This is a genomic window from Francisella sp. AG1 (assembly GCF_057683165.1).
The window spans coordinates 1,616,735-1,638,692 of record NZ_CM173135.1; the positions used below are offsets into that span (position 1 = coordinate 1,616,735).

Sequence of the window (21,958 nt, forward strand, 5' to 3'; positions counted from 1 at the left end):
GACTCCCTATAGTAATAATGAAACTGTTTGCCATAAGAAATTAGGCTTACTCTGTCTATTTTCAAGTATGTCCATAACATAATCATGAGCTGTTTTTAAAGTAGCATCATTCATTGGTATTTCTTTACCTGTAAAATTATTTTTAGCAAATAATTGTCCATTGCTAGATACTATAGAATAGTCACTAGGTTGTCCTAGATTATCCTTAACCCTAGTTTTATAGCCCTCTAAAGAAATACTTTTATTACTAGCATAGCTTTGTTTAGCTATGTCATTAACTTGTTTATTGTAGGCGAGATTAATAGCGTTATTTGCTATATCATATTTAGTATGATTATCTGTTACTCCCATATCAGAAAATAACTTATTATTAACTATGTAATTGCTTCCTATATCATGATTACCTGTATTTATATAACCTTGTAAGATATCGTTCATATGTTGTTTAGCTTCTCGCTCAGACATACCATTATTAATCATACTTTTTAAGTGTGTTTGAACATATCTATTAAATTTAGATTGTGGTATTTGTACAGCAGTAGCTACAGTCTTTAAACTTCTTTCATTACTAGACATGTAATCGCCAATAAAATCATTATCAACGCTAAATTGTTTATAAACAGTATTAACATTATTTGCATAGTTTGGGTTTGCACTAGCAACAAATGTATTAAAACCACTTTTTGACTCATCGCCATAATTAAATAATCTAACCATGTTTGCATTGTCACTAGTACCATATACTGGCATATCACCCATATGCAGCTTTGTTTTAGCTAAACTATCGTATAATTCATTAGTATAGTTTTGATTTTGATAATCTTTATTAACCTCTGTTAGAGTATTATTAACATCCATAGGCAGATCACCAACATTTGATAAATGTATTCCTGTCTGCTCTGCTTGTTTATGTAGTCTAGTAGAATATGCTTGCCATGTGTTATAGTTTGGTGTCTTCTGATAAGTTTCGTATAAATTTTGTAATTGTGGGTCAATACCTCTTAAAATATAATCTCCCATATTTTTTTGAAGTAATGGCTGTAACACTTTAGCGGTTTTTTGTTGTATTGGGTTGCCATCTTGAGCCATACCATCTAAATAAGCAGGTATATTATGAGATTGAACTAACATCTGCTTAGTATTCTTTATTTCATCAAACTTTTGATACAATTTTTCATTTTTAATAGGGTCAGCAGAATAGTTAATAGATGGGCTTAAATCCTTAGAATTTAGAAATATATTTTTTATCGAGTCATCTGTAGCTTGATCACCTAATGCGTTACTAGTAGCCTCTGTAACATGTTCATTATCTTTTAATGGTATTGATTGAGATTCAGGGTGAGCCATTCTAAGTAAAATATTAGAATGTATATTATATGCCTCTTGCTTTTGCTCTTTACTAGCATAATGATTGTTTAATATATTAATAGAATTGTGGTTAATATCATCTAACTGTACATTATCAGGATGTAATGTTTGAATACTTGCTGTTGCTACTTTAAGGTTATTTAATTCCTTAGAAGCTACTTGATAACCAGTTGACGCATTATAAGTATTAGTTACTTTTGTGTTATATTTATCAATTTCCCTAAGAGTTCTAAATTTAATAGAGTTAGGCATATTAGAATCATTAATATTTTTAACTAACCCATTTATCCTAGCAAAATATAAAGCATTGGATTTATTTAATTGATGTATATGGTCTATCTGATTACCTTTCTCATCAAAAGCAACTGGATTGTTAAGCTCTTGTATATGCTTATTGGCAATATTTGAGGCTGTAGATAAATAATTCTGAGCATTATTAATAGCATTGTTATGCCTATCTCTAGCCATAAATCTAGAAAAGGTGTTTTCTGTACTTAAAACATCTTTATCAAGCTCACCATACATTGCCATTTGTTGCATATCAGCATTAGCCATTGCTCCATGAGCTTTAGCCAAATTATCCATAGCATTAGCTACTTCATTATCATTATTTGGTATTATTTGATTCTGTGCCATTATTTATACCTTTATTAGTTAGATCAGTTAAAAATAAATGAGCTTTTGCACTACTTATAATGTTTTGATTAATCTGAATATTATTACCAGCCATATAACCTTGTATTTTTGCCATTTCTAGCTGTTGATTAAATTGTTCATCCATTAGAAAGCTTCTCCATATTTGTAATCACTATAACCTCTAATCCCAGTACTAGCTAAAGAACTACCCATATTAGCTAAAGAACCTATCTCTTGTGCATAAGCCTGTCTTTGTTGGGCTTGTTGTTGTATTTTCAAAGTATAGTCATTGAGAGATTGTGCCACATCTGCGTTACGCATAGCTTTGTCTCCCTCTTCAACTGTTTCAGCATTTGTTGCAACAAACGACGGTGAATTAGCCGCCATACCAGTAGCAGCCATATGGGCTTCATTAGTTTCTAAAGATTCTCTCATTTTATCTAATGTCTGATTCTTTTGAGATAAGTTTTTGTAACTATTTTCTAGCGTCTGTTGTTGCATCATTTCATTTTGTTCTGCCATTGCAGATTGTGCTGATGATATTGATACAACAGTTGATACAACAGTTGCTATAACTCCAGCAATAGCTAAACTAATAGGAATAGTAAACATATTAAAAAGCTCCTTGGTTTGTATCTGATGATGTATCTAAATGAGCTTGCCCCGATGATTTTAATGTTTCCAACTCATCACTAAATAATGACTCTCTTTTTTGTTTTAGCTGTGCTTGCTGATCTGCAATTTGTTTTTTCATCATTTCATTACTTGATTTTGCAGCACTTATTGCTCCACCTACGCCCATAACTATAACTCCTTTCTGTAAATTATAATTTCTTCATCTTCATCAACTTTTTTAAAAAATAGGCAGTTAACCAACCATCTACTACGAGTATTATTTTTTTCTACTGAAGCAAGCAATGTATAACCTTTATAATCTTGCATAGCCTGTCTAATAAATTTAATATCTAATTTATCAACGTTAATATCAACAATTATTAATTTATCAATGTCGGTTTTTTTAATACCTATATAATTTTTATCGCATGAAAGTAATATATCGTAATGATTACCCATCCCTTTGAGAGGTTTTGTAAAACTTACATCAAACTCTGTTTTATACTGCATAACGTATTACCTCACTATTGTAATTAATGTCAGATAGCCCATAATATACAGACATAATTGCATAGCCAAAAGCACTTGCATAATGTGAGTTAGAGTCATGTATAGGCTTTCTAGTCTTCTCGTCGTAAGAATAATTATTAAGAGCGTCTATTAAACCATCACAAGACTTATCAACTATCACGCTTGCAATATGAGATTTAACTAATGATATAAAACCATTCATTGATTTGGGTCTTTTAAGCCTTTCAACATTACAACCAAAAGACTCAAAGTGTTGTGATACCGTTTCTAAAGATGAGCTTTGACCTGATCTTTTAGCACCATCATGAGGAAGAACAAATTTACCTATACGTCTATTGCCATAATGTCTAAAACAATGATTTATAAAGTGTTCGTATGGTTGGTTGTTATTTTCATAAGCAAATACCACATTTATACCACCATCATCTCTTATTTGAAAACCAATTACCGCTGTAGAGTCATTAACACCTAAGTCAAAAGCAAAATGTATTTGTAACATAGGATTGTATACACTATCTAAAATCTTCATTTCTTTAAGCTCCCTAGCATAAATAATTAACGTTTCATCTAGTACAGGTAAACAATAAAACTCTTGACTTATTAATCCCTCACTCATACCGTTAGAAACTGCATCTTGTACAACTTCATCTGATATATACCTATTACCGTTATCATCTAATAATGTCTCTACAGTACCCTTATGTGTAAACCACTTTACATCTTTACTAAAATTATTAAATTGTCTATAGGCAAAGTTTTGTCCATTTGGTGTAGTTTCTAAAAGTAATTTACCTTTGCTCTGACTGATAATTGGCGTTATAACTGGGAGTACATAATCCTTACAAAAAGCATACTCGCTTATACCTATAGCATTGGAAGTAATACCTCTTAGTTTGTCAGGGTCAGATGTACCCATCATTCTTAGTGATGAACCATTATAGAAGTTCATTGTCATTGATGAATTATTTAGAGTACATATACTTGTAGGAAGTATATTTATAAATTTAACAGACTTACCTTTAGATATAAAAACACTTGCCCATACAGCTTTATATGCCATTTGATGATCAGGGAATAACTGATACGCATTAGTATTTTTATCTCTAAGGCAAATATATACCCATATTAAAAACAAAGTAAAAGTTTTACCTGATCTACGACTCCATAACGTAAAAGCTTTGTCTGTAGACTCTTCAACATCACCATGAACGAATACATCAAAGAGTTTTTTTTGATAAGTCCTTAAAGGTGACGGTAATATTGATTTACCATTCACGAGTATGTCATATCTAGTTAGCTCTACAACATCCTTATTTGTTCTTGTAGACTCTAACTTTTTAACTCTTTGATGTAGACTAGCCATTTGATTCAAGTTTCTCCAGTCTTTCTTTAATGTCTTGTAGCTCGTCAAGATCTGTTTTTGTTTTTATAAGCTTATCTAAGCTTGCTAGAACTTTAGTATCAATTTCACCATCCGGCGAATCCATAATACTTTGTATAATAAGCTCTAATCTTTCTTTATTGTCTAATTTTTCTAGTTGAGCCTTTTTTATTGTTATTGATGATTCTTTCCATCTCCCTTGTGTCTTTAAAAAAAACATTTGAGCTGTACTGTCACCTTTTATAGCTTTTTGTATTAAAGAGTTCCCAACGTCAGAAATAACTCTATTTTTACCTTTTTTATAACGGTCGTATATTTCAGGCTGTCTTTTACGTATCTCTTTAAAGGTCGTTCTACAGATACCAAAATACTCGGCTATTTGATCTATTGTTAAAGTACAAGCCAAGCTCTCTACTTGTATTATTTGATCTTCTGTTAATATTGTAGGATGTTTAGCCATTAGTTAATTGATTTAACTTTTATTTTTAAATTTTATCAATTTAATTGTGTCGTGAAAAATCAAAATAAATTTATTAATCTACGACTTGCTATATGATGGAAAGCTGTTGATTTATAAGGTATTTTTTTTATATTAGCATTAAATTTTTTTATAGATTCAAGTTTCTTTTTTATTTCTTTAAGTTGATTATGTGTGTAGGTGTTAACTATTTTATTTCCTACTTTTAGTTCTGTTGATTTCATATTAGCTAACCTTATAACGTTTTTAATTTTATATTCTGTAGAGCCTGTAATATCTACTAATTGAGTTAAGTTATAAACTTTTTCACCATAGTTATTTTTGTAACAAAATTTATTAAGTTTATATTTTTTATTATCTTGATCAGTATAAATAATAATCATTTTAAACCTCTCTATCACTAGTCTTTATTTTTACTATTGTCTTACCCACTCCATCGCATAAAAATCCAATATTGGCTATTCTAAGGCTATTTACGTGCTTATTTGAATCATCTTTAAGCACATTGGCATTAACCAAACTATCTAATATCACTTTACCGATATTATCTAAATCCCTCCTTCTGTTATCAGGAGCTAAAACTAATATTTCAATTTCTACTGGATACCTAGTTATTTTTTCTTTAAACCTAGAATTAACAAACATCATATTTCTAAACATTTGATGTTTCTCAGATAGTCTTAAACTTCCATTTTTATTTCTTTTATACAGTTGATTTGTGCTAGGTGGGTAAGCTTTTATTTCTATTTCAACCATAAAATCACCCCACTTTTTTGTAGATTGCATACTTGGTATCAGTAGCTATATTTTGTATATCATTACCTCTTCTTCTAAGGTTATGGATAATTACAGCTAATCTAAGACATCTAAACATTTTTAAAGCTTCTAGCTGTGTCAACGTATTCCCATCTTCTAGGTATTTAAAAATTTTTTGTGTTTTATTCATGACTAATATTCTCCGTATAAAAATAAATCTAATTCATGCCTTAAGCCTTTGATAGTTTCAGATTTCATTTCCCTCCTAATTGCTGACAATTTATCCTCACTTGAATAAATAACCGCTGAATATTTATCGCCATTAACGCCACCGTTATAAGTAACATAGTTTAGGGATGATATTTTTTTAATATCTCCTAAAATACTGTTATATAATTGTTGATTGTTCATTATTATGAATCCACTAAAAATTAATTGCGTTTTTCTTTGATGTACCAAACATTTCCTTAAGCATTTCTAGAGTGTATTTAGTCTTTTGCTCATTCTCTTTTTTTATTTTTACTTTAGACTCTGGCGATATTTCAATTTTAAGGCTGTTATCATGCTCTACTCTTATTCTGTTTTCTCTAGCAATAGCATTTCTTTGTGCTATTGGCTTAACTATTTCAGATAATTCAGCTATAGGATTTTTAGAAAAATCTTCTAAAATAATTTTTCTAGCTTGGTTAATATCTTCCTTGCGATATCTTTTTTGAATAGCTATAACTCTAATCAAATCTGCTAGCTGTAAATCTTTAAGACCAAGTAAAATAATTAATGCATAAGCTGAATCACATTCTGTTATCGTATAGCCACTTTTTATTAATGGTGTAGCCCATTCTCTAGCCGTCATCATCAAAGCAGTTGTTGTAGCCTTTTGTCTAAAGAAAGTTAAATTCTCTTGAAACTTCTCCAAAATAGGCAATAACTGATCAGCAAATTTACATCTAGTGTCATAGTTGTCATTCATAGAGATTTGACTAGGTTTAATATCAGATAACTTTTTCATTTTCATACCTTATTCCTTGTTCAAAATTATTAACAAACTCTTTGACGTACTCCTCAAGTCCTCTCCTTACTCTTGGGGTAGTCTCTTGTTTAGATATCTCATTTGCTAAAGTCTCACAACTCCATTCATCTGCGTAGTTACCACTGTTAAGCCATGTGGTCATATTTTTAATGTATGGATATTTAAAGTGAACTTTAGTGATATATGGTATTAATGCTTTTCTAATACCGTCAAATGTCTTAGGAAACTCTTTATCTTTGCTAACACGATCAAATATTAATTTACATTTTCTTGAATCTTTCTTGTGATACTTTGGTACTAATTCCCAAAAATCCTCAAATGTGTAATTAAGAGAATAATTTTTAGGTTTTACATTTAAAGGGACTATAGGGTTATTACTATTATCTATATTATTATCATTTATATTATCTATATTATTATTGGGTAAAGTTTCTTTACTACCATCGTAAACTTTCTTTACTACCTCTGGTAAAGTTTCTTTACTACCTAGAGAAACAAATTTACCTAGTAAACTTTCTTTACTACCCAAAACATAATATCTATTACAATCAATATTATTTTCAGACTTATCTATACATATTAATTTCATCTCTTGCAAATCATTTAGAGCTTTATTGATAGCAGGCTTACTAGCATTTACAGATTCCATAAGATACTTTTTACCAGCTATTAATTTAGATTTACCATCTTGAGAAAATCCATAAATAATAGCGAATAATTCAAGTTTCACACCTTTTAGTTTTAAGTGATTTTTCATCCATCCATGAACTACATAGAAATTTTCATCTTTCATCATTAACCAACTTTTAATTTATTTTTACTTTCTTTTGCCAATACCCTTTGATGTTGAATAGGTATTCCATTTTTACTGGTAAACCATTTGTTAACTGTTGATCTATGCTTATTAAGCAATCTAGCTACATTTGCCTGAGAACCAAAAAAACTTGCTGCTTCACTTGGTGTCATAAAAATATAATATTTAAACTGTGTTGAAATAAATTGTACATAATTGTAGAAAATAATCAACAAATATTTCTACATTGTAGAACTTTAAGTATTATGTACAAGCTCTAAATGTTGAATTTAAGTCGACATATAAGCATAATATCAATCAAATATGCCAAGGAAATTAGCATGACATTAAAACAATTAGAAAAAATAATGAACGACAAAAAAATAACCCAGTCAGACCTTGCAAGAATGATAGGTAAAGGCAGAAGTACAGTTAATAAATGGTTTACTGGGGTTTCTCATCCAAATAGGAATACAATGGATAAAATAAAAAAAGCTCTTAATATTGAAGAAATAGAGAATAATATAACCAGTAAAATTTCTGATGAATTTGAAAAAATTGCATATGTCCCTATCCTATCCTACGTTCAAGCAGGAGAATTTAGCGACTTATCACACTTAAACAGTGATGAGCTTGAATATATACCACTACCTGCATCAGAAGTGCCTCATAATGCTTTTTTAATGAAAGTTAAAGGCGATAGTATGGTTTACGATTATTCGCCAACACAGAGGCTTAAAATGGAATATTCAAAATTTTCTATAAATGAAAATGAATTTGTCTTAGTTGATACCAACCAGACTAATATTGATTGCCTAATCGGAAAAGTAATGGTAGCTCATAATGGACATGGCACAACAGTTAAACTTGCTTATGAAGAAGAACGAGGAATATGTTTAATGCCTTTAAACTCTAGATTACAGAATAACGAGAATATTAAAAGACCTAGTGAAGCTAGGATTATTGGCAAGGTTATTAAAGTTATTAACCAAAGGAATTTTTAAGTAATGCAGTTAACAAAATTATTAATAGTATCTAATATAGATTATGTCTATTGATTACGTCGGAATATTTATAGCTATTCCTAACTTATTATTTATTATATTTTTTATAATAATAAGATTTGTTAGTCGTAAATATAATATTATAAATTTCAACTTGATAAATAAAGAAATAGAGGAAAAAATCAATTACCTAAATTATGCTGGTCTAACCTTTTTTCTTGTATTGGTGATTTCTATTTACTACCCTAAATATTATAATATATCCATTGCATTTAGCACAATACTATCAATTTATATAATATATATATCAATATTTATCGCATTAGATATAAATATCTCGATAAAGAAATACCCCAAGCTGTATGTTGTTTCATCTATATGCTTCAGTATTTTTATTTGGTTATCTGGAAGTTTTTTTTACGAGACAAATAATAATTTGATATTTAGTATAACAGGGTATTCAGCTGATAATTTCCCATTCGCAAGCAATATCCTACTATGTAATGATATATTAATGGCTCTTACAAGTACTCTATGGATTATTATTTACTATATTGTTATATCTTATACATACCCGAAGTTTTTTTGCAAAAAAAATAAATTCAAATACTTTTTTACTACCATTAGCATTATAATTATAACATTCCAAATATTTATTTTCATCGCAAATGACTTTTTCAGTACTCAATATGAGTACTCTAGTTTTACAAAAAAGGTGTTATTGACTACATTTATTTTACCAGAAGAATATTTAAATAAACTTCCAAACAGAAGGCATAGAAATAAAGGTTATACTTTGATAAAGTATGATTTTAAATATGGTGAAAAACTACACCTATTAAACAACGGAAATGTTTTAGTATATAAACCACCAGATAAAATACATGATTATGGTTCTTTTCACACAATTAAAATAAATCATTTACCATACAAAGTCTGGTACGATAGACCCTAAAATATCACAACCCGAAATATTAAAATAATATTTCTATAACTATTTTAGAGGCTCTATCTAATCCATTAATTTTATAAGATAAATTATAGATACCCACGGGTAAACGCATGGTGTTCTGTCTTCGACCACATAAATTTAAAGCCTTCGTTTTATAAGAGTTTAAACTCCGAACTCAGGTTACAATAGTTATTTTCAGTTTTCTTTCAACATTTCTTATATATAACGATAACGTTATCATAGGATCAATATTCGCATCTCCAGCAATAATATCAATCATAGGCGGATTCATTGGAGTTGTAATAGACAGATACAAAAAAACAAGAAGACTGGGACAGATTAAACAGATATTTAAATCAAAAAACTCTACAACCCTTTATTTACGTATAAAAAGAGCAGGGCCACTTTCATTTATCATGTAGAGTAATTAAGTCATTAACCAAAGTAATTTTTAAGTAATTGATTCTTCTCTTTTTAATCTAGCGCCAAAGTATGAATTATTATCAATTTACTAGCAATATTTTTTATTTGATTGTATATGCAGATCAAAGCTATGTCATGCCTTGATCTGCATTCAGACATAATATTGAACGCCTCATCAAGAGACATATCAACATCATTTCTATCTTTGATCTTTTTACCAGCTTTCTCGACAAGGTTTTTACTTATATTAATATCAGCATCCGCAAGATTATTATTAAATACAATTATATCCATAAAACCTTATTTTTCATTTTTTCATAAAACTTTTTCTATTATTCAATATTTTTATTTTACATTGTGTAGAATTTATTTTCTACAATTTGTAGAATTATTGTTGATTTTTGTTTTTATTGATGTAGAATTTATTTCATCACTTAACGAATAATGTTAAGAACCAAAAAGATATTTAAAAACTTAAAACCAAATGATAGCCGAACACAGCAACATAAGCAGAGATTGTTGCTAAGTAGGTGAAAGATAAAGGTACTAATTATATTAGTAGATTACTTGTATATCGAGTGATCTCTTAATGTAACTAATGGTTAATCAAGGAGAAAAAATATGGATATGGGAAAAATGTTTATTGAAGCGGTAAGTAATGACTGTGATTTTAATTTTGCTGACACGATAGCTGATATATATGAAGAATGGCACGATTGGTATTACTCATGTGATCCAGATTATGGCAATGTTGGCTGCGATTATTACACAGAAATTAATATTTTAGGCATGTTCTTAGAGATTGAATATTCAATTAAATCTAATGATGATCGTGCATATGTAGAAGTATTCAACGTTAAATATATAAATAATGATAAACAACTGCCAAAAGTGGCTTAAGAGATAATAATATGTACTTAGATATAACAATAACTTTATGCTTAATACTACTGATAATCATAGCTTTTCAAAATGGTTCTCGTTCAGATATGCAATATCAGTTAATGGTTAATATGCGATGGGATCTATGTAAAATTAATACAAATATAAAAAAATTAGTGGTATGCAGTGATGATAAAAAGATGCAAAAAGTTAAAGACAAAATAGATGAAATTGAAGAATTATTATACGAAAAAGAAAAAATGCATGAAATAGGTGAGGTAATATCACAGGGAGATATAGGTAGAAAAGACTCTAGTGTCACTCCTGAAAATATTTGATTTAATATTTAATATAGATTTTGTCTTTTTTATGAAACCTGACATTAAAACATGAATATTTTATTGAAGATTTATTCTTTATGTATTTAGAAGATCGTTTGCATTTAAATTTAAAGTCTTTGAATTTCTTATATTTATTTAATTTATTAATAGAATTTAATGAGTCACCAATATTTTGTATTAAAAATACTAGAGAATGATCTTTAGTGTATATATCTTCAATAGCAACATTGTAAGAGATATTATTCTCAATAATAATTTTAGAATATATAAAGTTTTCATCTTTACTAAAACTTTGTTGATCAAAATCAATTAACACATTAATTTTTTTCTGGTAGGTCAAAAAATCATAAATATATTATATCACTTTATCAAGAATAGGTATCGTAAATTTAATTACCATAATTTTATCTAATCAATAAATTTATAAGTATATCAATTCATTAAGTATTTAACTAACAGTAAATCTAGCAGATTAGGAGATAGTCATGTTTATAGCTTATGCAGTTGATAATAACCAACATTTAATATCTACATACCCAGTAGCTTATGCCGAAAGCATGAGTAAGGTTATGAAAGATTTAAGAAGAATAAATATAGGAAAAAATCAACAATATATTATTATGGAGAAAAAATATGAAAATAATTAAAAAAATAACACAAAGGTTAAAAACTAGAAAAATAGTAACTGAGTTTGAAATTTACATGATTAACAATCAAAAGTATTTTGTAAAGGTTAAATAATTATGAAAGTACATGATGTTATACAGAAATCAGAAGAATGGTACAAGTTGAGGATGGGTAAGATAACAGCTTCAAATATATTCATTTTAAGAGGAGATAGTAAAACTAGAGATGACATTATTAGAACTAAAGCTTCTGAAATTTTAACAGGTAATTATATACCTATAAAAATTAATAGTATTGATATAGAAAGAGGCATTAGCCTTGAAGACGAAGCAATTAAAAAATATTCAGATAAATACAACATAAATACTAAAGATGTAGGTTTCGTTGAGCTAGATAGTTTTGTTGGAGTTAGCCCTGACTGTTTAGCCAATGATGATGGATTAGCTGAATTCAAATGTCCTAGAAATAAGAATTATCTAAACATAGTTGTTAATGGTGAAAAGTCTATAAGTAAGCTATACCTCTATCAAATGCAAATGCAGATGTGGGTATGCGATAAACAATGGTGCGACTATGTGATATATAACCCTAATTTTAATCAAGATATTTTCAAAATAAGAATATATAGGGATGAAGAAATAATCACTGATATTAAAGCAACCATAGAAAGAACAAAGTTAGATATAGCTTATTGCATTAAAAAATTCAATAAAAATATAAATGGAGATATAGATTATGAAGAGTCAAGAAGTAATGTTGCATAGCAATAATGATGTAAGTACAGCTAGTCTAGTTTTAGATAGCGATAAAATGGCTACTATTTTTAAATTAGCTGAATTTATGGCGCAAGGTAAAGCAACTGTTCCTAAGCATTTACAAGGTAATGCAGCAGATTGCATGGCGGTTATTATTCAATCTTCACAATGGGGATTAAATCCTTTTGCAGTTGCTCAAAAAACTCATTTAATAAGTGGTATATTGGGTTATGAAGCTCAACTAGTTCACTCAGTATTACAGACATCTAAAATTATTAAAGGAACTTTTAATTATGAATATAAAGGTGATGGTAATAGTCTTGAGTGTAGAGTTGGGGCTAAAACTAAAGATAATGATGATGAAATAATTTATGGTGAATGGCTAAAAATAAGCGATGTAACTATTAAAAACTCACCCCTTTGGAAAACAAATCCTAGACAACAAATAGGATATTTACAAATTAAAAACTGGGCTAGAAAATATTATCCTAGTGCAATTCTTGGTGTATATACAGATGATGAGATAGAATCATCTAATATTAATAATCAATCCCAAAAAATTAATAATACAGCTACCCAAAATGCTTATGCTGAGTTAATTGATAAAGATAAAGATAATATTGTTGAAGTTAAGGAAGAAGAAATACCACTAGTACAAAAACTTATTAAAACTATGAAAGATTACGGCATTACAAGCAAAGAAAATATGCGTAGCTTTTCAGATTTCCACAAGATAAATAGTAAAGATCCACAGACTTATCAACATATACTAGAAGATTTTGAGGGATATTTTAATGATTGGCAAAATGCATTACTTAATGATGAGGAGTAATAAATGAGAACAGATTTAATATCAACAGAGCTATTAAAAAATGCAATTCAAGAATCAATATTACAGCCTTTAACTACTGAACTAAATAGTAAAATAGAGTCTTCCAAGAAAAGAGAGCAAGCTTTTTTGAAAGTTAAACTAAAAGTAGGACAAATAGCTGATATTTTCGGTAGAAGCTCATCTTGCATAAACCAATGGTTTGAACAAGGAAAACTTAAAAATGTTAGCAACAATAAAGATAAGGAAGCAACTATAGAACAGATTTTAGATTTTGCAGAAAAATATACTTTTAGGAAAAGAAATCATATTTGATTAATAGAAAATCTAATAATCTGTTCAGCAATAAGTTTAAGTTATCTTTCAAAAATTAAAAAGCAAGTAGTATAGCTGTAGTTTAAACGTTAATATACAATAAATTGAAGGAGAAACTTTAGTTATGAGTGAAAAAATAACAGATCTAGAAGAGTTTTGTTTAAAGCAAATATATCGTCCTTATTGGCATTATATTAAAAATGATAATTCAGATACACTTAAATATCTAAATAAAGAATTTAATTTAGATAAATGTTTGGGACATTTATCTAATAATAATAATCATAAATGGAGAGACCTTGTATTAACAAGAATTAAACTTTGTGATTTTATATTTCCTAAATATATAAAACATGAATTAGTTAATATAATCATAGAATTTGATCATGAATCAATTAGAGAGGGAGTGTAATAAAGGGACTGATAATATTTTTAAGCCTACTTATATGTGGAGAACTCTAGGTGTTGATATACTTAAATCATATATAGACCTCAGTTAATTTTTCCAAATAATGGAAGTCTTCAACTAACTGTAATAAATTAAAAAGAAAAATCATTCTTAGTATTTTAAAGTATAATTACAAGTAACGCTATCAAAATTATAAAAATGTGCAAATACTTGATTATTATATGCATCTTTATTTGAAGTTATATCATCAATAAATACTGTAGATCCAATATATTCTGTAATACAAGGTAAGATAATATTTATAATACTTTTTTTGTGATAATACTTAATCAAATCATCTCTTTTTTTTTCAAAAGTATAAAGTGAGATATAAATACTTGTTATAAGATACAATTGAATAATCAAAAATAAAACAAATACCCAACTTATTTTTTTTAACCATATAGACAATTTATTGCAAAAGATACTACTATGATTATAGAACTGACTGAATGCTGCAATAAAAAATATAGCATAGTATATAAGTAAAATCCTTTGATTTATACCGTATGATTTTGCCACAGGAGTTAAAATAAATAATGATACTAAGAGAGCTAAAGAATAAGTTATCGCTTTTATTCTTTTTACTCTTTTATTTGTAAATATTAAAAATAAATATATTAATATAAGGATCAACAATATAAGTGTATCTTGTGTTTGAAATATTAACTGATGAATTAAATAAAAAATATTTTCATAAATAGAAACATGGACAGGAGATGCATCATTGAATCTAACATAATTTCCTGGAGCAACAAATAGTATAATTCCTCCTATAGAACAAGAAATAAAGAAACTAAAGGTTCCCTTATTTATTGATTTCTTATAAAACTTTCTTTCAAATAAATACGCTAAACACAGTAAAATACTTATGCAAACAAATATTTCATTATATAAGCCTATTGATACTCCTGTAAAAACACTAAATAATAAGCTTTCTTTTTTTAAAATTATTGAGTAATAATAAAAAATAGTTAATAATGTAATACCCCAGAAGTATTGTATAGCAGCAGTCTTCCACATTACATTGGCTATAAAACCTGTTTGGTAAAAAACAAAAATAAAAAAAAAGAAATATATTAAGAAATCTCGTGATATTAAATTAACATATTTTCTACGAGTAACAATTTTATATGAGTATAAAATAAATAAATAAAAACTAATCGAGTTTAAAACATTAATTACAAAAATACATACATTAATATATAATTTATTTAGAAATAAATAAACTAATGCCTGTGCAGACACCCTACCTGTCCAATGAAAATAATTTGACCCTATACCTCTAAGATAAATAACAAACCCTTTACTAAGAGCATCCGTATTAGCTCTTCCAAAATCATCAGCTCGAAGAGGTTGTAAATAATTTAATAAAAAGAATAAGGAAAAAATCAAGAATGGCGCTAAGAAAGTATAATAACGTTTTCTCACAAGAAATATAAATGTAAATTATTATATAAGTATGATAAACATTTATTATAATAAATCAACAGCACTCTTTTTAACATCAGGGCTAAGATGTGCATATATCTGCGTAGTTTTAACATCTGCATGCCCTGCCAATTGTGCTACCGTATATATTGGTATACCTTTCATCACTAACATAGAGCAGAAATTATGTCTTAGATCATGAAAGCGGAAGTTTTCTATTTCTGCTTCTTTTTTAAATTTTTTCCACTGCTTTTCAATTTGTGTAACCATTCCACCATCATAATTTTTAAATATTAACCCTTTTTTACCTTTAAAACTATTAAGTATTTTTTTAACCTCACAATGTATCGGTATATTCCTGAATTTATTAGTTTTAGTATCAGAAGCATTTAATTTTATTTGATTAGTTTCATAGTCTATATTTTCACATTTAAGACCTAATATTTCACTTTTTCTCATTCCAGTATAGTAAGCTATACTTATAATATCTTTAGCTAGTTTAGTTTGATTAGGTAATGCTTCAAAAAACCTTTTTGTCTCATCTTCACTAAGATATCTAAACTTTGATGAATTGACTTTTAAAGATTTCATACCTGATAGACCATTAAATGGTAGATAATCAAACTCTACAGCTCTTGTAATGCTACCTTTTATCATCGCAAGTATTCTATTATAAGTAGAATTAGACCATTTATTTGATTCTTTCATATTTTGCATAAATTTTGATATATTACCTTTATTGCTTACAAACTCTAAGCTTTTATTATTTAGGCTTGTAGCAATAGTCTTTAACCACTTATTATTTTTAACCCAACTCTTGTGATGATTTTTAAACCAATCAAAATAAAACTCTTCTAAATATTCCATATAAGAATAGTTTTTTGATTTATTTTCTTTATCTTGTAGCTGTATGTCTATATCTTGTGAAATCAAACCATTTAAGCGTTGTGCTTCTTTTCTAGCTTGAGTGAGTGTTATTGTTCCAAACTGAGCTATAGTATACCTTTTTTGTATCTTATCTTTATTTCTATAATTTAGTCTCCAAACCATATTGCCCGTAGGCTTAACTCTTAATACCAATCCTTTGACTTCTGAATCTGAATAATCTATAGTTTTTCCAGTAGGCTTTATACTATTGATAAAACTATTTGATAATTTAACTTGTGGCATAGGTAACAAAATAGGTAACAACTTTATTGCTTAAGATTGTACAGTTTTTTATAACCAATTTTAATAAAATATGCTAAAAACTAGATATTACAATATCTTTATTGAAACTTAGGAAAAATACTTTATAGTCTAAAACACTTAGTTTCACTCTTTGGGTGTGCCATCATTTATCACAATCCAATCTGCAAAAGCCTCTAATACTAAGTGTTATAAGCTAATAACTTTATAACAAATTTTTACATTATGCTGCTAAGGTAACACAAGTTATATTATTAGAAATTAGATAATCAAAAAAGACTCTTGAAACTTATAAATTTTATTAATATAATTCAATTTCATAATTTGCGGGAATAGCTCAGCGGTAGAGCACAACCTTGCCAAGGTTGGGGTCGCGAGTTCGAACCTCGTTTCCCGCTCCATAATTTTGTAATCAAATATTCTTATTTAAAAACCTCTGATATGCTACAATTTATAGTACTTCATTAGTATATAGTTTTAAAATCTCAAAATGTCACAAAAAATTGTTTTAACTGGTGTCACCCCCTCTGGAACTCCGCATTTAGGCAACTATATTGGTGCAATTAAACCAGCCATAGAAATGTCACATAATAAAGATTTCAAATGCATGTATTTTATTGCTGATCAACACTCCCTAATCAAACTATGGGATAAAAAACTTCGTCAGCAATACATCTACGAAATTGCTTGTTCTTGGCTAGCCTTGGGACTTGACCCAACACAAGCAGCTTTCTATCGTCAATCAGATATTCCTGAAATAATGGAGTTAAATTGGATACTTAGTACAACTACAGCTAAAGGACTATTAAATCGTGCCCACGCTTACAAAGCTTTAATAGATCAAAACTTACAAGAAGAAAATGTCGATCCTGACAAAGGCATAACTATGGGACTATTTAATTATCCTGTGCTTATGGCAGCAGATATCTTAATGTTTGATGCTGATTTAGTCCCTGTTGGAAAAGACCAAATTCAACATATAGAAATAGCTAGAGATATTGCTAATAGGTTTAATCACATTTATAAAGCAAACACACTTAAGCCACCTCAAGCATTAACACAAATAGATAGCCAAACTATCCTTGGGTTGGATGGTCGCAAAATGTCAAAAAGTTATGATAACACTATACCTATCTTTTCTACAGAGAAAAAATTACGAAAACAAGTAATGAAAATCATAACAAACTCTCAAACTCCTGAAGAGAAAAAAGACCCCAATAACTGTACAGTCTTTGCCATATATAAAAGCATAGCTAATGAAGCTGAAACATCTTCATTAAAAGCAAAATATTTAGCAGGAGGTCTAGGTTGGGGTGATGCAAAACAAATATTATTTGAGAAAATAAATAGCTACTTAACAGAAGCACGAGAAAAATATGAACACTATATTAATAATCCTCAGATCATTGATGACATTCTTAACAATGGTGCTGCTAATTTGCGCCCTAATGCACAAAATAAGTTAAGAACAATAAAAGATATAATAGGGATGTAATGAATAAATGCAAAAGTTTGATAATATTATTATCGCTAACTACAGCATACACTCTTTAGGACTAATATGCTGGGCTAAGCAAAACCTAAACCAAAACTTCTGTGTTTTATCAGTAAATACAGGTTTTGCTGCCTCCAGCTGGGAAAGCTATTTAATAAACGTTTTTAACTGGCTTAAAAAAGAAGATATCAAATATTTTCACTTAGATTCAGAGAATACTTTCGAAGAGCTAGTTTTTGCGCGCAAACAATTTCCATCACAAAAATTTAGCTGGTGTGCCGGATTTTTAAAAGGGATAGCCCTTTTAAACAAAATTGATGAGATCGACCCCAATGGAGAAGCCACTATATTGCTAAGCCACCGAAAAGAGCTATCTAAAGTATCACAACTTTTAAAAAATCTTGATGAAGAAGAAAAATATGATTATAGAGCATTAGAATACCCCCTGTTAACAAAAAGCTATGCTGATATATTAAAGCTGACTGAAGGGATAACATTCAAACCTGTGGAGCATAGTCTAGAATGTCAACCATGCATCCACTATACACGTAATGAATTTGATAATATATCGGTACAAGATATAAAAAAAGTAACACATCTAGAAAACCAAATAGGTAACTTTATGTTTGGCGAACGCTCATTTAATAAATTAAATAGCGAGTTTTTTATACAAAATAATATTTTAGAGGAGCTATCCAAAGCTTGTAGCTGGGAGTATAGCTGTGGTCTATAGAGGATTTTTTTATGAGTGAATATTTCTTATTTAGTTTGTTAACTGTTGTCGCAGCACTGATGAGCTATATTAATACAAAGTTTCTAAAATTACCTAAAGCAATTGGCTTAACAATTTTATCAATAACCTTTTCAGCATTATGTGCATCATTTTTAAGTGACACAAATTTTCTTGTAGTGGCTTTATCTAGTTTTGACTTTAAAACTACAGTATTAGATGGAATGCTTTCATTTTTATTATTTGCAAATGCTCTACACTTTAATATGATTGATTTAAAAAAAGAACTCAAAGCCGTATTTGGTTTAGCAAGCATAGGGCTACTTCTTTCAGCTTTTACAACCGCTATACTAATATATGGATTTTGCGTACTAGTACATTTTAAAATTAGCTTTGGCTATTGCTTAGTTTTTGGTGCTTTAATATCACCCACAGATCCAATAGCAGTTATAAGTACTCTTGCAGGTAACAAATCAATTCCAAAACATATAAAAACACGAGTCGTAGGCGAATCACTATTTAATGATGCTACAGGCATTGTACTTTTTGTAGTACTTTCAAATATAGTTTTCTTTGGTAGTGGTGGTGAGTTCGGCCACACGCTAACAAATCATGGTGTAAATTACATCTGGGTTATCACAAAACAAATAGGAATTGAAGCTGGCGGTGGTATAATCCTTGGTTATCTTTTTGCTAAAATAGCACTGATTTTTTTAACGACAAATAGAGATTCAGAAACTTCTATTTTCGTAACTTTAGCTATTGCTAGTATGGGATATGTTGTGGCTCATAGTTTGAATGTATCAGGACCTATCGCCATGGTTGTTGCGGGGCTATTCATCGGCAATAATTTATCTGATTGTAAAAAAACTCACCCCAATCAAGTTGAAAAAGTTGATAGCTTTTGGATGGTTATTGATAACATGCTTAACTCTTTCTTATTTATATTGATAGGACTAGAACTAACTAGCATACCTTTTAATCGAGGGGCTTTCTGGGTTGGTATTGCAGGCATATTTATCGTCACTTTTGCACGATTAATTAGTATATCTATACCAATCACTATAATCGACAAAAAACTCTCACGATCTTCTGCTAAAGATAATATCCTAGTTGCATGGTCTGGAGTTAGAGGTGGTATATCTTTAGCTCTAGCTCTATCCCTTCCTGATGAGGGTCATATTATTGTTAGTATGACCTATACAGTCGTTATACTTTCAATACTTGCTCAAGGCTCAACACTAAAAATAGTAGTAAATATGATATATCCACACAAACCTACCAAAAAGGCTGCTAATGCCATAAATAACTAAACAATCACTTTTATAAACCAAAGCGTGACAACTTAAACGAACTTAAATCAATTTTGGCATCTTGGCCTAAGACAATATTTGCTACACTTTCCCCAATAGCAAAAGAATGTTTAAATCCATGACCTGAACATGCTGAGATCATATAAACATTATCATAGTATGGAATATTATCAGATTAACTATAAAACTTTGCCTATCTTGTTCTTTTCTTTGCTTATATTTAGGTGTCTTTTTTTAAAACTAAAACCAAGTCTGGTAAGACAATCATAAAATGTGCTTCTAGGTATTTCAGGAGCTAATGCTTCTCTAATATCTAAAGCCATTGCATCTGGATATGTTCTTAAGTAGCTTTCTATCGCTTCCTTATCTGTAAAGGTTGCTACTCTACCGCAACCCAAGCCTTGCTTAGATTTATAATCACCAGTTGTCTCGTATAAGTTTATCCAAGATCTAGTAGTACGGATATCTATATTAAAAAAATTACTTAGCTCTTTGTCTGTTAGGCCTTCTTTATATTTAGTTATTACGATATCTCTGAAATCTTGGCTATATGATGACATTTTTTCTAAATATTATAACATTATTGTCAAATAACTATCGGATTAACTATATAACAAAATCATAATCAGGAGTTACGGTATACATGCATGTTCTCGCCTTTATACAATTACTTGTCACACCCTTTACATTAGGGTAAATATATTTCTTATATATATCATCAATATTTTTTTGAGTTATTTCAGTTTTATTCACAAAATCGAACTGCTCATCAAACTGCTCAAAACCAAACTTAATGACACCTTTATTAAATGATGGCATTGCATAAACAAATTTTGATGTTTTAAGGTCACCAATTAAGAAAGGCCCTGTCCTATCGAAAATATCTTCATGATCTTTATCTACTTCAAACCAGTATATTTTCTGAATATATGGTTTAAATATAGAGGCATATTTATGCTCAATAAAAGTTTGAACCCAAGCGCCTGCTGTAAGTATAATTTTTTTTGCTTTGTATTTGTCTTTGTTAGTAGTTATTAATATAGAATTCTTATCCTGCTTTTTTATATCTATTACTTTTTCATTATCACTAACATCCACCCCTCTTTTTTTTGCTAATTTTATTTGAATAGCTATACTTTCTTCTGGAGAGATACATGCTGCATCAAACTCATAGTAATTATCTAAATTTGGCTGATCAAGCAAAAATGGGAATTGTTTTTGTAATTGTTCTTTATTTAAGATTGCATGTTTAATATTAGCCTCTTCTGCTTGTTGTATAGTTCTAGACAAGAAATTTACCTTTCCGCCTTCAGGCTTATGCTTATCATTAAACATAAGTAATAAACCTGGTTTACGCTTAAATTCAATATTTGCTTCTGATTCTATCTCTGTTATGATTTTATAAGAACGTTGAGCCATAGCTGTATAACACCCATTACCCTCACCTATAGCACGCCTTATTATCCTCGTTTCACCATGTGAAGATCCATTTTGGTTATTTATTTCAAACTGCTCTATACCTAAAATTTTTATATTTTCTTTTTTAGAAAGTTGATATATACAAGAAGCTCCCATTGCTCCTAAGCCAATAACTATTACATCATACTCTTGCATACAACCCTTCTTATTCTTTAAAA

At 29.0% G+C, this 21,958-nt stretch carries 29 protein-coding genes, 1 tRNA gene and 1 pseudogene; 12 read left to right on the top strand and 19 right to left on the bottom strand.

Translation table 11 applies throughout. The annotated features are described in order from the left end of the window. Positions 1-6 precede the first annotated feature (6 nt). Genes ACR0PV_RS08295 through ACR0PV_RS08360 form a run of 14 tightly spaced genes read right to left on the bottom strand, consistent with a single transcriptional unit; the run spans position 7 to position 7,821 of the window. Positions 7-2,004 carry a hypothetical protein gene (locus ACR0PV_RS08295; protein ID WP_488172638.1) on the bottom strand — a complete coding sequence of 666 codons (1,998 nt, stop codon included), beginning with the start codon at positions 2,002-2,004 and terminating at the stop codon, positions 7-9. Beyond that, the gene (locus ACR0PV_RS08300) at positions 1,976-2,149 is read right to left on the bottom strand and encodes a hypothetical protein (RefSeq protein ID WP_488172639.1); all 174 of its coding nucleotides are present in this window, start codon (positions 2,147-2,149) and stop codon (positions 1,976-1,978) included. Before ACR0PV_RS08300 ends, ACR0PV_RS08295 begins: the two co-directional genes overlap by 29 nt. Further along, positions 2,149-2,616: a hypothetical protein gene (locus ACR0PV_RS08305; RefSeq protein ID WP_488172640.1), complete on the bottom strand. Its 468-nt coding sequence runs from the start codon at positions 2,614-2,616 to the stop codon at positions 2,149-2,151. Before ACR0PV_RS08305 ends, ACR0PV_RS08300 begins: the two co-directional genes overlap by 1 nt. Before the next feature lies 1 nt (position 2,617). After that, a complete protein-coding gene (locus ACR0PV_RS08310; RefSeq protein ID WP_488172641.1) occupies positions 2,618-2,806 on the bottom strand; it encodes a hypothetical protein in 189 nt (62 codons plus the stop codon). A 2-nt stretch (positions 2,807-2,808) separates the two neighbouring features. Beyond that, positions 2,809-3,129 (bottom strand): hypothetical protein, encoded by a 321-nt coding sequence (locus tag ACR0PV_RS08315; RefSeq protein WP_488172642.1) that lies wholly within the window; start codon positions 3,127-3,129, stop codon positions 2,809-2,811. Then, positions 3,119-4,513, bottom strand: a complete 1,395-nt coding sequence (locus tag ACR0PV_RS08320; RefSeq protein ID WP_488172643.1) for a terminase large subunit domain-containing protein — start codon at positions 4,511-4,513, stop codon at positions 3,119-3,121. The genes ACR0PV_RS08315 and ACR0PV_RS08320 overlap by 11 nt, the downstream gene beginning before the upstream one ends. Next, positions 4,506-4,991, bottom strand: coding sequence for a hypothetical protein (locus tag ACR0PV_RS08325; RefSeq protein WP_488172644.1), 486 nt, complete (start codon positions 4,989-4,991; stop codon positions 4,506-4,508). The genes ACR0PV_RS08320 and ACR0PV_RS08325 overlap by 8 nt, the downstream gene beginning before the upstream one ends. A gap of 59 nt (positions 4,992-5,050) precedes the next feature. Beyond that, positions 5,051-5,392 carry a hypothetical protein gene (locus tag ACR0PV_RS08330; protein ID WP_488172645.1) on the bottom strand — a complete coding sequence of 114 codons (342 nt, stop codon included), beginning with the start codon at positions 5,390-5,392 and terminating at the stop codon, positions 5,051-5,053. Position 5,393: 1 nt separating this feature from the next. Next, entirely contained in the window at positions 5,394-5,795 is a 402-nt protein-coding gene (locus tag ACR0PV_RS08335) for a RusA family crossover junction endodeoxyribonuclease (protein ID WP_488172646.1), read from the bottom strand. Then, positions 5,770-5,955 carry a helix-turn-helix domain-containing protein gene (locus tag ACR0PV_RS08340; RefSeq protein WP_488172647.1) on the bottom strand — a complete coding sequence of 62 codons (186 nt, stop codon included), beginning with the start codon at positions 5,953-5,955 and terminating at the stop codon, positions 5,770-5,772. Before ACR0PV_RS08340 ends, ACR0PV_RS08335 begins: the two co-directional genes overlap by 26 nt. 2 nt (positions 5,956-5,957) lie before the next feature. Beyond that, positions 5,958-6,176 carry a hypothetical protein gene (locus ACR0PV_RS08345; RefSeq protein ID WP_488172648.1) on the bottom strand — a complete coding sequence of 73 codons (219 nt, stop codon included), beginning with the start codon at positions 6,174-6,176 and terminating at the stop codon, positions 5,958-5,960. A 13-nt stretch (positions 6,177-6,189) separates the two neighbouring features. Beyond that, complete coding sequence (locus tag ACR0PV_RS08350) at positions 6,190-6,774, bottom strand: hypothetical protein (RefSeq protein WP_488172649.1); 585 nt, start codon at positions 6,772-6,774, stop codon at positions 6,190-6,192. Further along, on the bottom strand, positions 6,758-7,591 hold the full coding sequence (locus ACR0PV_RS08355; RefSeq protein WP_488172650.1) for a hypothetical protein: 834 nt from the start codon (positions 7,589-7,591) through the stop codon (positions 6,758-6,760). The genes ACR0PV_RS08350 and ACR0PV_RS08355 overlap by 17 nt, the downstream gene beginning before the upstream one ends. Next, positions 7,591-7,821 carry a hypothetical protein gene (locus tag ACR0PV_RS08360; protein ID WP_488172651.1) on the bottom strand — a complete coding sequence of 77 codons (231 nt, stop codon included), beginning with the start codon at positions 7,819-7,821 and terminating at the stop codon, positions 7,591-7,593. The genes ACR0PV_RS08355 and ACR0PV_RS08360 overlap by 1 nt, the downstream gene beginning before the upstream one ends. Positions 7,822-7,929: 108 nt before the next feature. Here ACR0PV_RS08360 and ACR0PV_RS08365 point away from each other — a divergent pair, with 108 nt between their 5' ends. Next, positions 7,930-8,592 (top strand): LexA family protein, encoded by a 663-nt coding sequence (locus tag ACR0PV_RS08365; RefSeq protein ID WP_488172652.1) that lies wholly within the window; start codon positions 7,930-7,932, stop codon positions 8,590-8,592. A gap of 1,426 nt (positions 8,593-10,018) precedes the next feature. Here the strand turns inward: ACR0PV_RS08365 and ACR0PV_RS08370 are convergent. Beyond that, a complete protein-coding gene (locus ACR0PV_RS08370; protein WP_488172653.1) occupies positions 10,019-10,261 on the bottom strand; it encodes a hypothetical protein in 243 nt (80 codons plus the stop codon). A 327-nt stretch (positions 10,262-10,588) separates the two neighbouring features. On the opposite strand from ACR0PV_RS08370, the gene ACR0PV_RS08375 reads away from it, so the two are divergent. The 7 genes from ACR0PV_RS08375 to ACR0PV_RS08405 all read left to right on the top strand — a co-directional run bounded on the left by ACR0PV_RS08375 (position 10,589) and on the right by ACR0PV_RS08405 (position 14,128). Then, positions 10,589-10,867, top strand: a complete 279-nt coding sequence (locus ACR0PV_RS08375; RefSeq protein WP_488172654.1) for a hypothetical protein — start codon at positions 10,589-10,591, stop codon at positions 10,865-10,867. Between the two features lie 11 nt (positions 10,868-10,878). Further along, a complete protein-coding gene (locus tag ACR0PV_RS08380; RefSeq protein ID WP_488172655.1) occupies positions 10,879-11,187 on the top strand; it encodes a hypothetical protein in 309 nt (102 codons plus the stop codon). A gap of 488 nt (positions 11,188-11,675) precedes the next feature. Then, complete coding sequence (locus ACR0PV_RS08385) at positions 11,676-11,837, top strand: hypothetical protein (protein WP_488172656.1); 162 nt, start codon at positions 11,676-11,678, stop codon at positions 11,835-11,837. A gap of 96 nt (positions 11,838-11,933) precedes the next feature. Then, on the top strand, positions 11,934-12,581 hold the full coding sequence (locus tag ACR0PV_RS08390) for a lambda exonuclease family protein (RefSeq protein WP_488172657.1): 648 nt from the start codon (positions 11,934-11,936) through the stop codon (positions 12,579-12,581). Continuing rightward, positions 12,553-13,404 carry a RecT family recombinase gene (locus ACR0PV_RS08395; protein WP_488172658.1) on the top strand — a complete coding sequence of 284 codons (852 nt, stop codon included), beginning with the start codon at positions 12,553-12,555 and terminating at the stop codon, positions 13,402-13,404. The genes ACR0PV_RS08390 and ACR0PV_RS08395 overlap by 29 nt, the downstream gene beginning before the upstream one ends. Before the next feature lie 3 nt (positions 13,405-13,407). After that, on the top strand, positions 13,408-13,716 hold the full coding sequence (locus ACR0PV_RS08400; protein ID WP_488172659.1) for a hypothetical protein: 309 nt from the start codon (positions 13,408-13,410) through the stop codon (positions 13,714-13,716). A gap of 124 nt (positions 13,717-13,840) precedes the next feature. Further along, complete coding sequence (locus tag ACR0PV_RS08405) at positions 13,841-14,128, top strand: hypothetical protein (RefSeq protein WP_488172660.1); 288 nt, start codon at positions 13,841-13,843, stop codon at positions 14,126-14,128. Between the two features lie 147 nt (positions 14,129-14,275). On the opposite strand, the gene ACR0PV_RS08410 is transcribed toward ACR0PV_RS08405, so the two are convergent. Then, positions 14,276-15,595, bottom strand: a complete 1,320-nt coding sequence (locus ACR0PV_RS08410; protein WP_488172661.1) for a DUF6056 family protein — start codon at positions 15,593-15,595, stop codon at positions 14,276-14,278. A 45-nt stretch (positions 15,596-15,640) separates the two neighbouring features. Beyond that, complete coding sequence (locus ACR0PV_RS08415; protein WP_488172662.1) at positions 15,641-16,765, bottom strand: site-specific integrase; 1,125 nt, start codon at positions 16,763-16,765, stop codon at positions 15,641-15,643. 344 nt (positions 16,766-17,109) lie between these two features. Between ACR0PV_RS08415 and ACR0PV_RS08420 the strand changes: the two genes are divergently transcribed. The 4 genes from ACR0PV_RS08420 (at position 17,110) to ACR0PV_RS08435 (ending at position 20,321) form a co-directional block, all read left to right on the top strand. Continuing rightward, positions 17,110-17,184: transfer RNA gene (locus ACR0PV_RS08420), tRNA-Gly, on the top strand. An 89-nt stretch (positions 17,185-17,273) separates the two neighbouring features. Next, a complete protein-coding gene (gene trpS, locus ACR0PV_RS08425; RefSeq protein ID WP_488172663.1) occupies positions 17,274-18,278 on the top strand; it encodes a tryptophan--tRNA ligase in 1,005 nt (334 codons plus the stop codon). Between the two features lie 7 nt (positions 18,279-18,285). Next, complete coding sequence (locus ACR0PV_RS08430; RefSeq protein WP_488172664.1) at positions 18,286-19,011, top strand: hypothetical protein; 726 nt, start codon at positions 18,286-18,288, stop codon at positions 19,009-19,011. A gap of 11 nt (positions 19,012-19,022) precedes the next feature. After that, positions 19,023-20,321, top strand: a complete 1,299-nt coding sequence (locus ACR0PV_RS08435; protein WP_488172665.1) for a cation:proton antiporter — start codon at positions 19,023-19,025, stop codon at positions 20,319-20,321. 171 nt (positions 20,322-20,492) lie between these two features. On the opposite strand, the pseudogene ACR0PV_RS08440 reads toward ACR0PV_RS08435, so the two are convergent. Both ACR0PV_RS08440 and ACR0PV_RS08445 read right to left on the bottom strand, forming a co-directional pair. Next, positions 20,493-20,881, bottom strand: a pseudogene (locus ACR0PV_RS08440) (COG3415 family protein); the annotation flags it as partial. A 46-nt stretch (positions 20,882-20,927) separates the two neighbouring features. Continuing rightward, positions 20,928-21,935: an FAD-dependent oxidoreductase gene (locus tag ACR0PV_RS08445; protein WP_488172666.1), complete on the bottom strand. Its 1,008-nt coding sequence runs from the start codon at positions 21,933-21,935 to the stop codon at positions 20,928-20,930. Positions 21,936-21,958 lie beyond the last annotated feature (23 nt).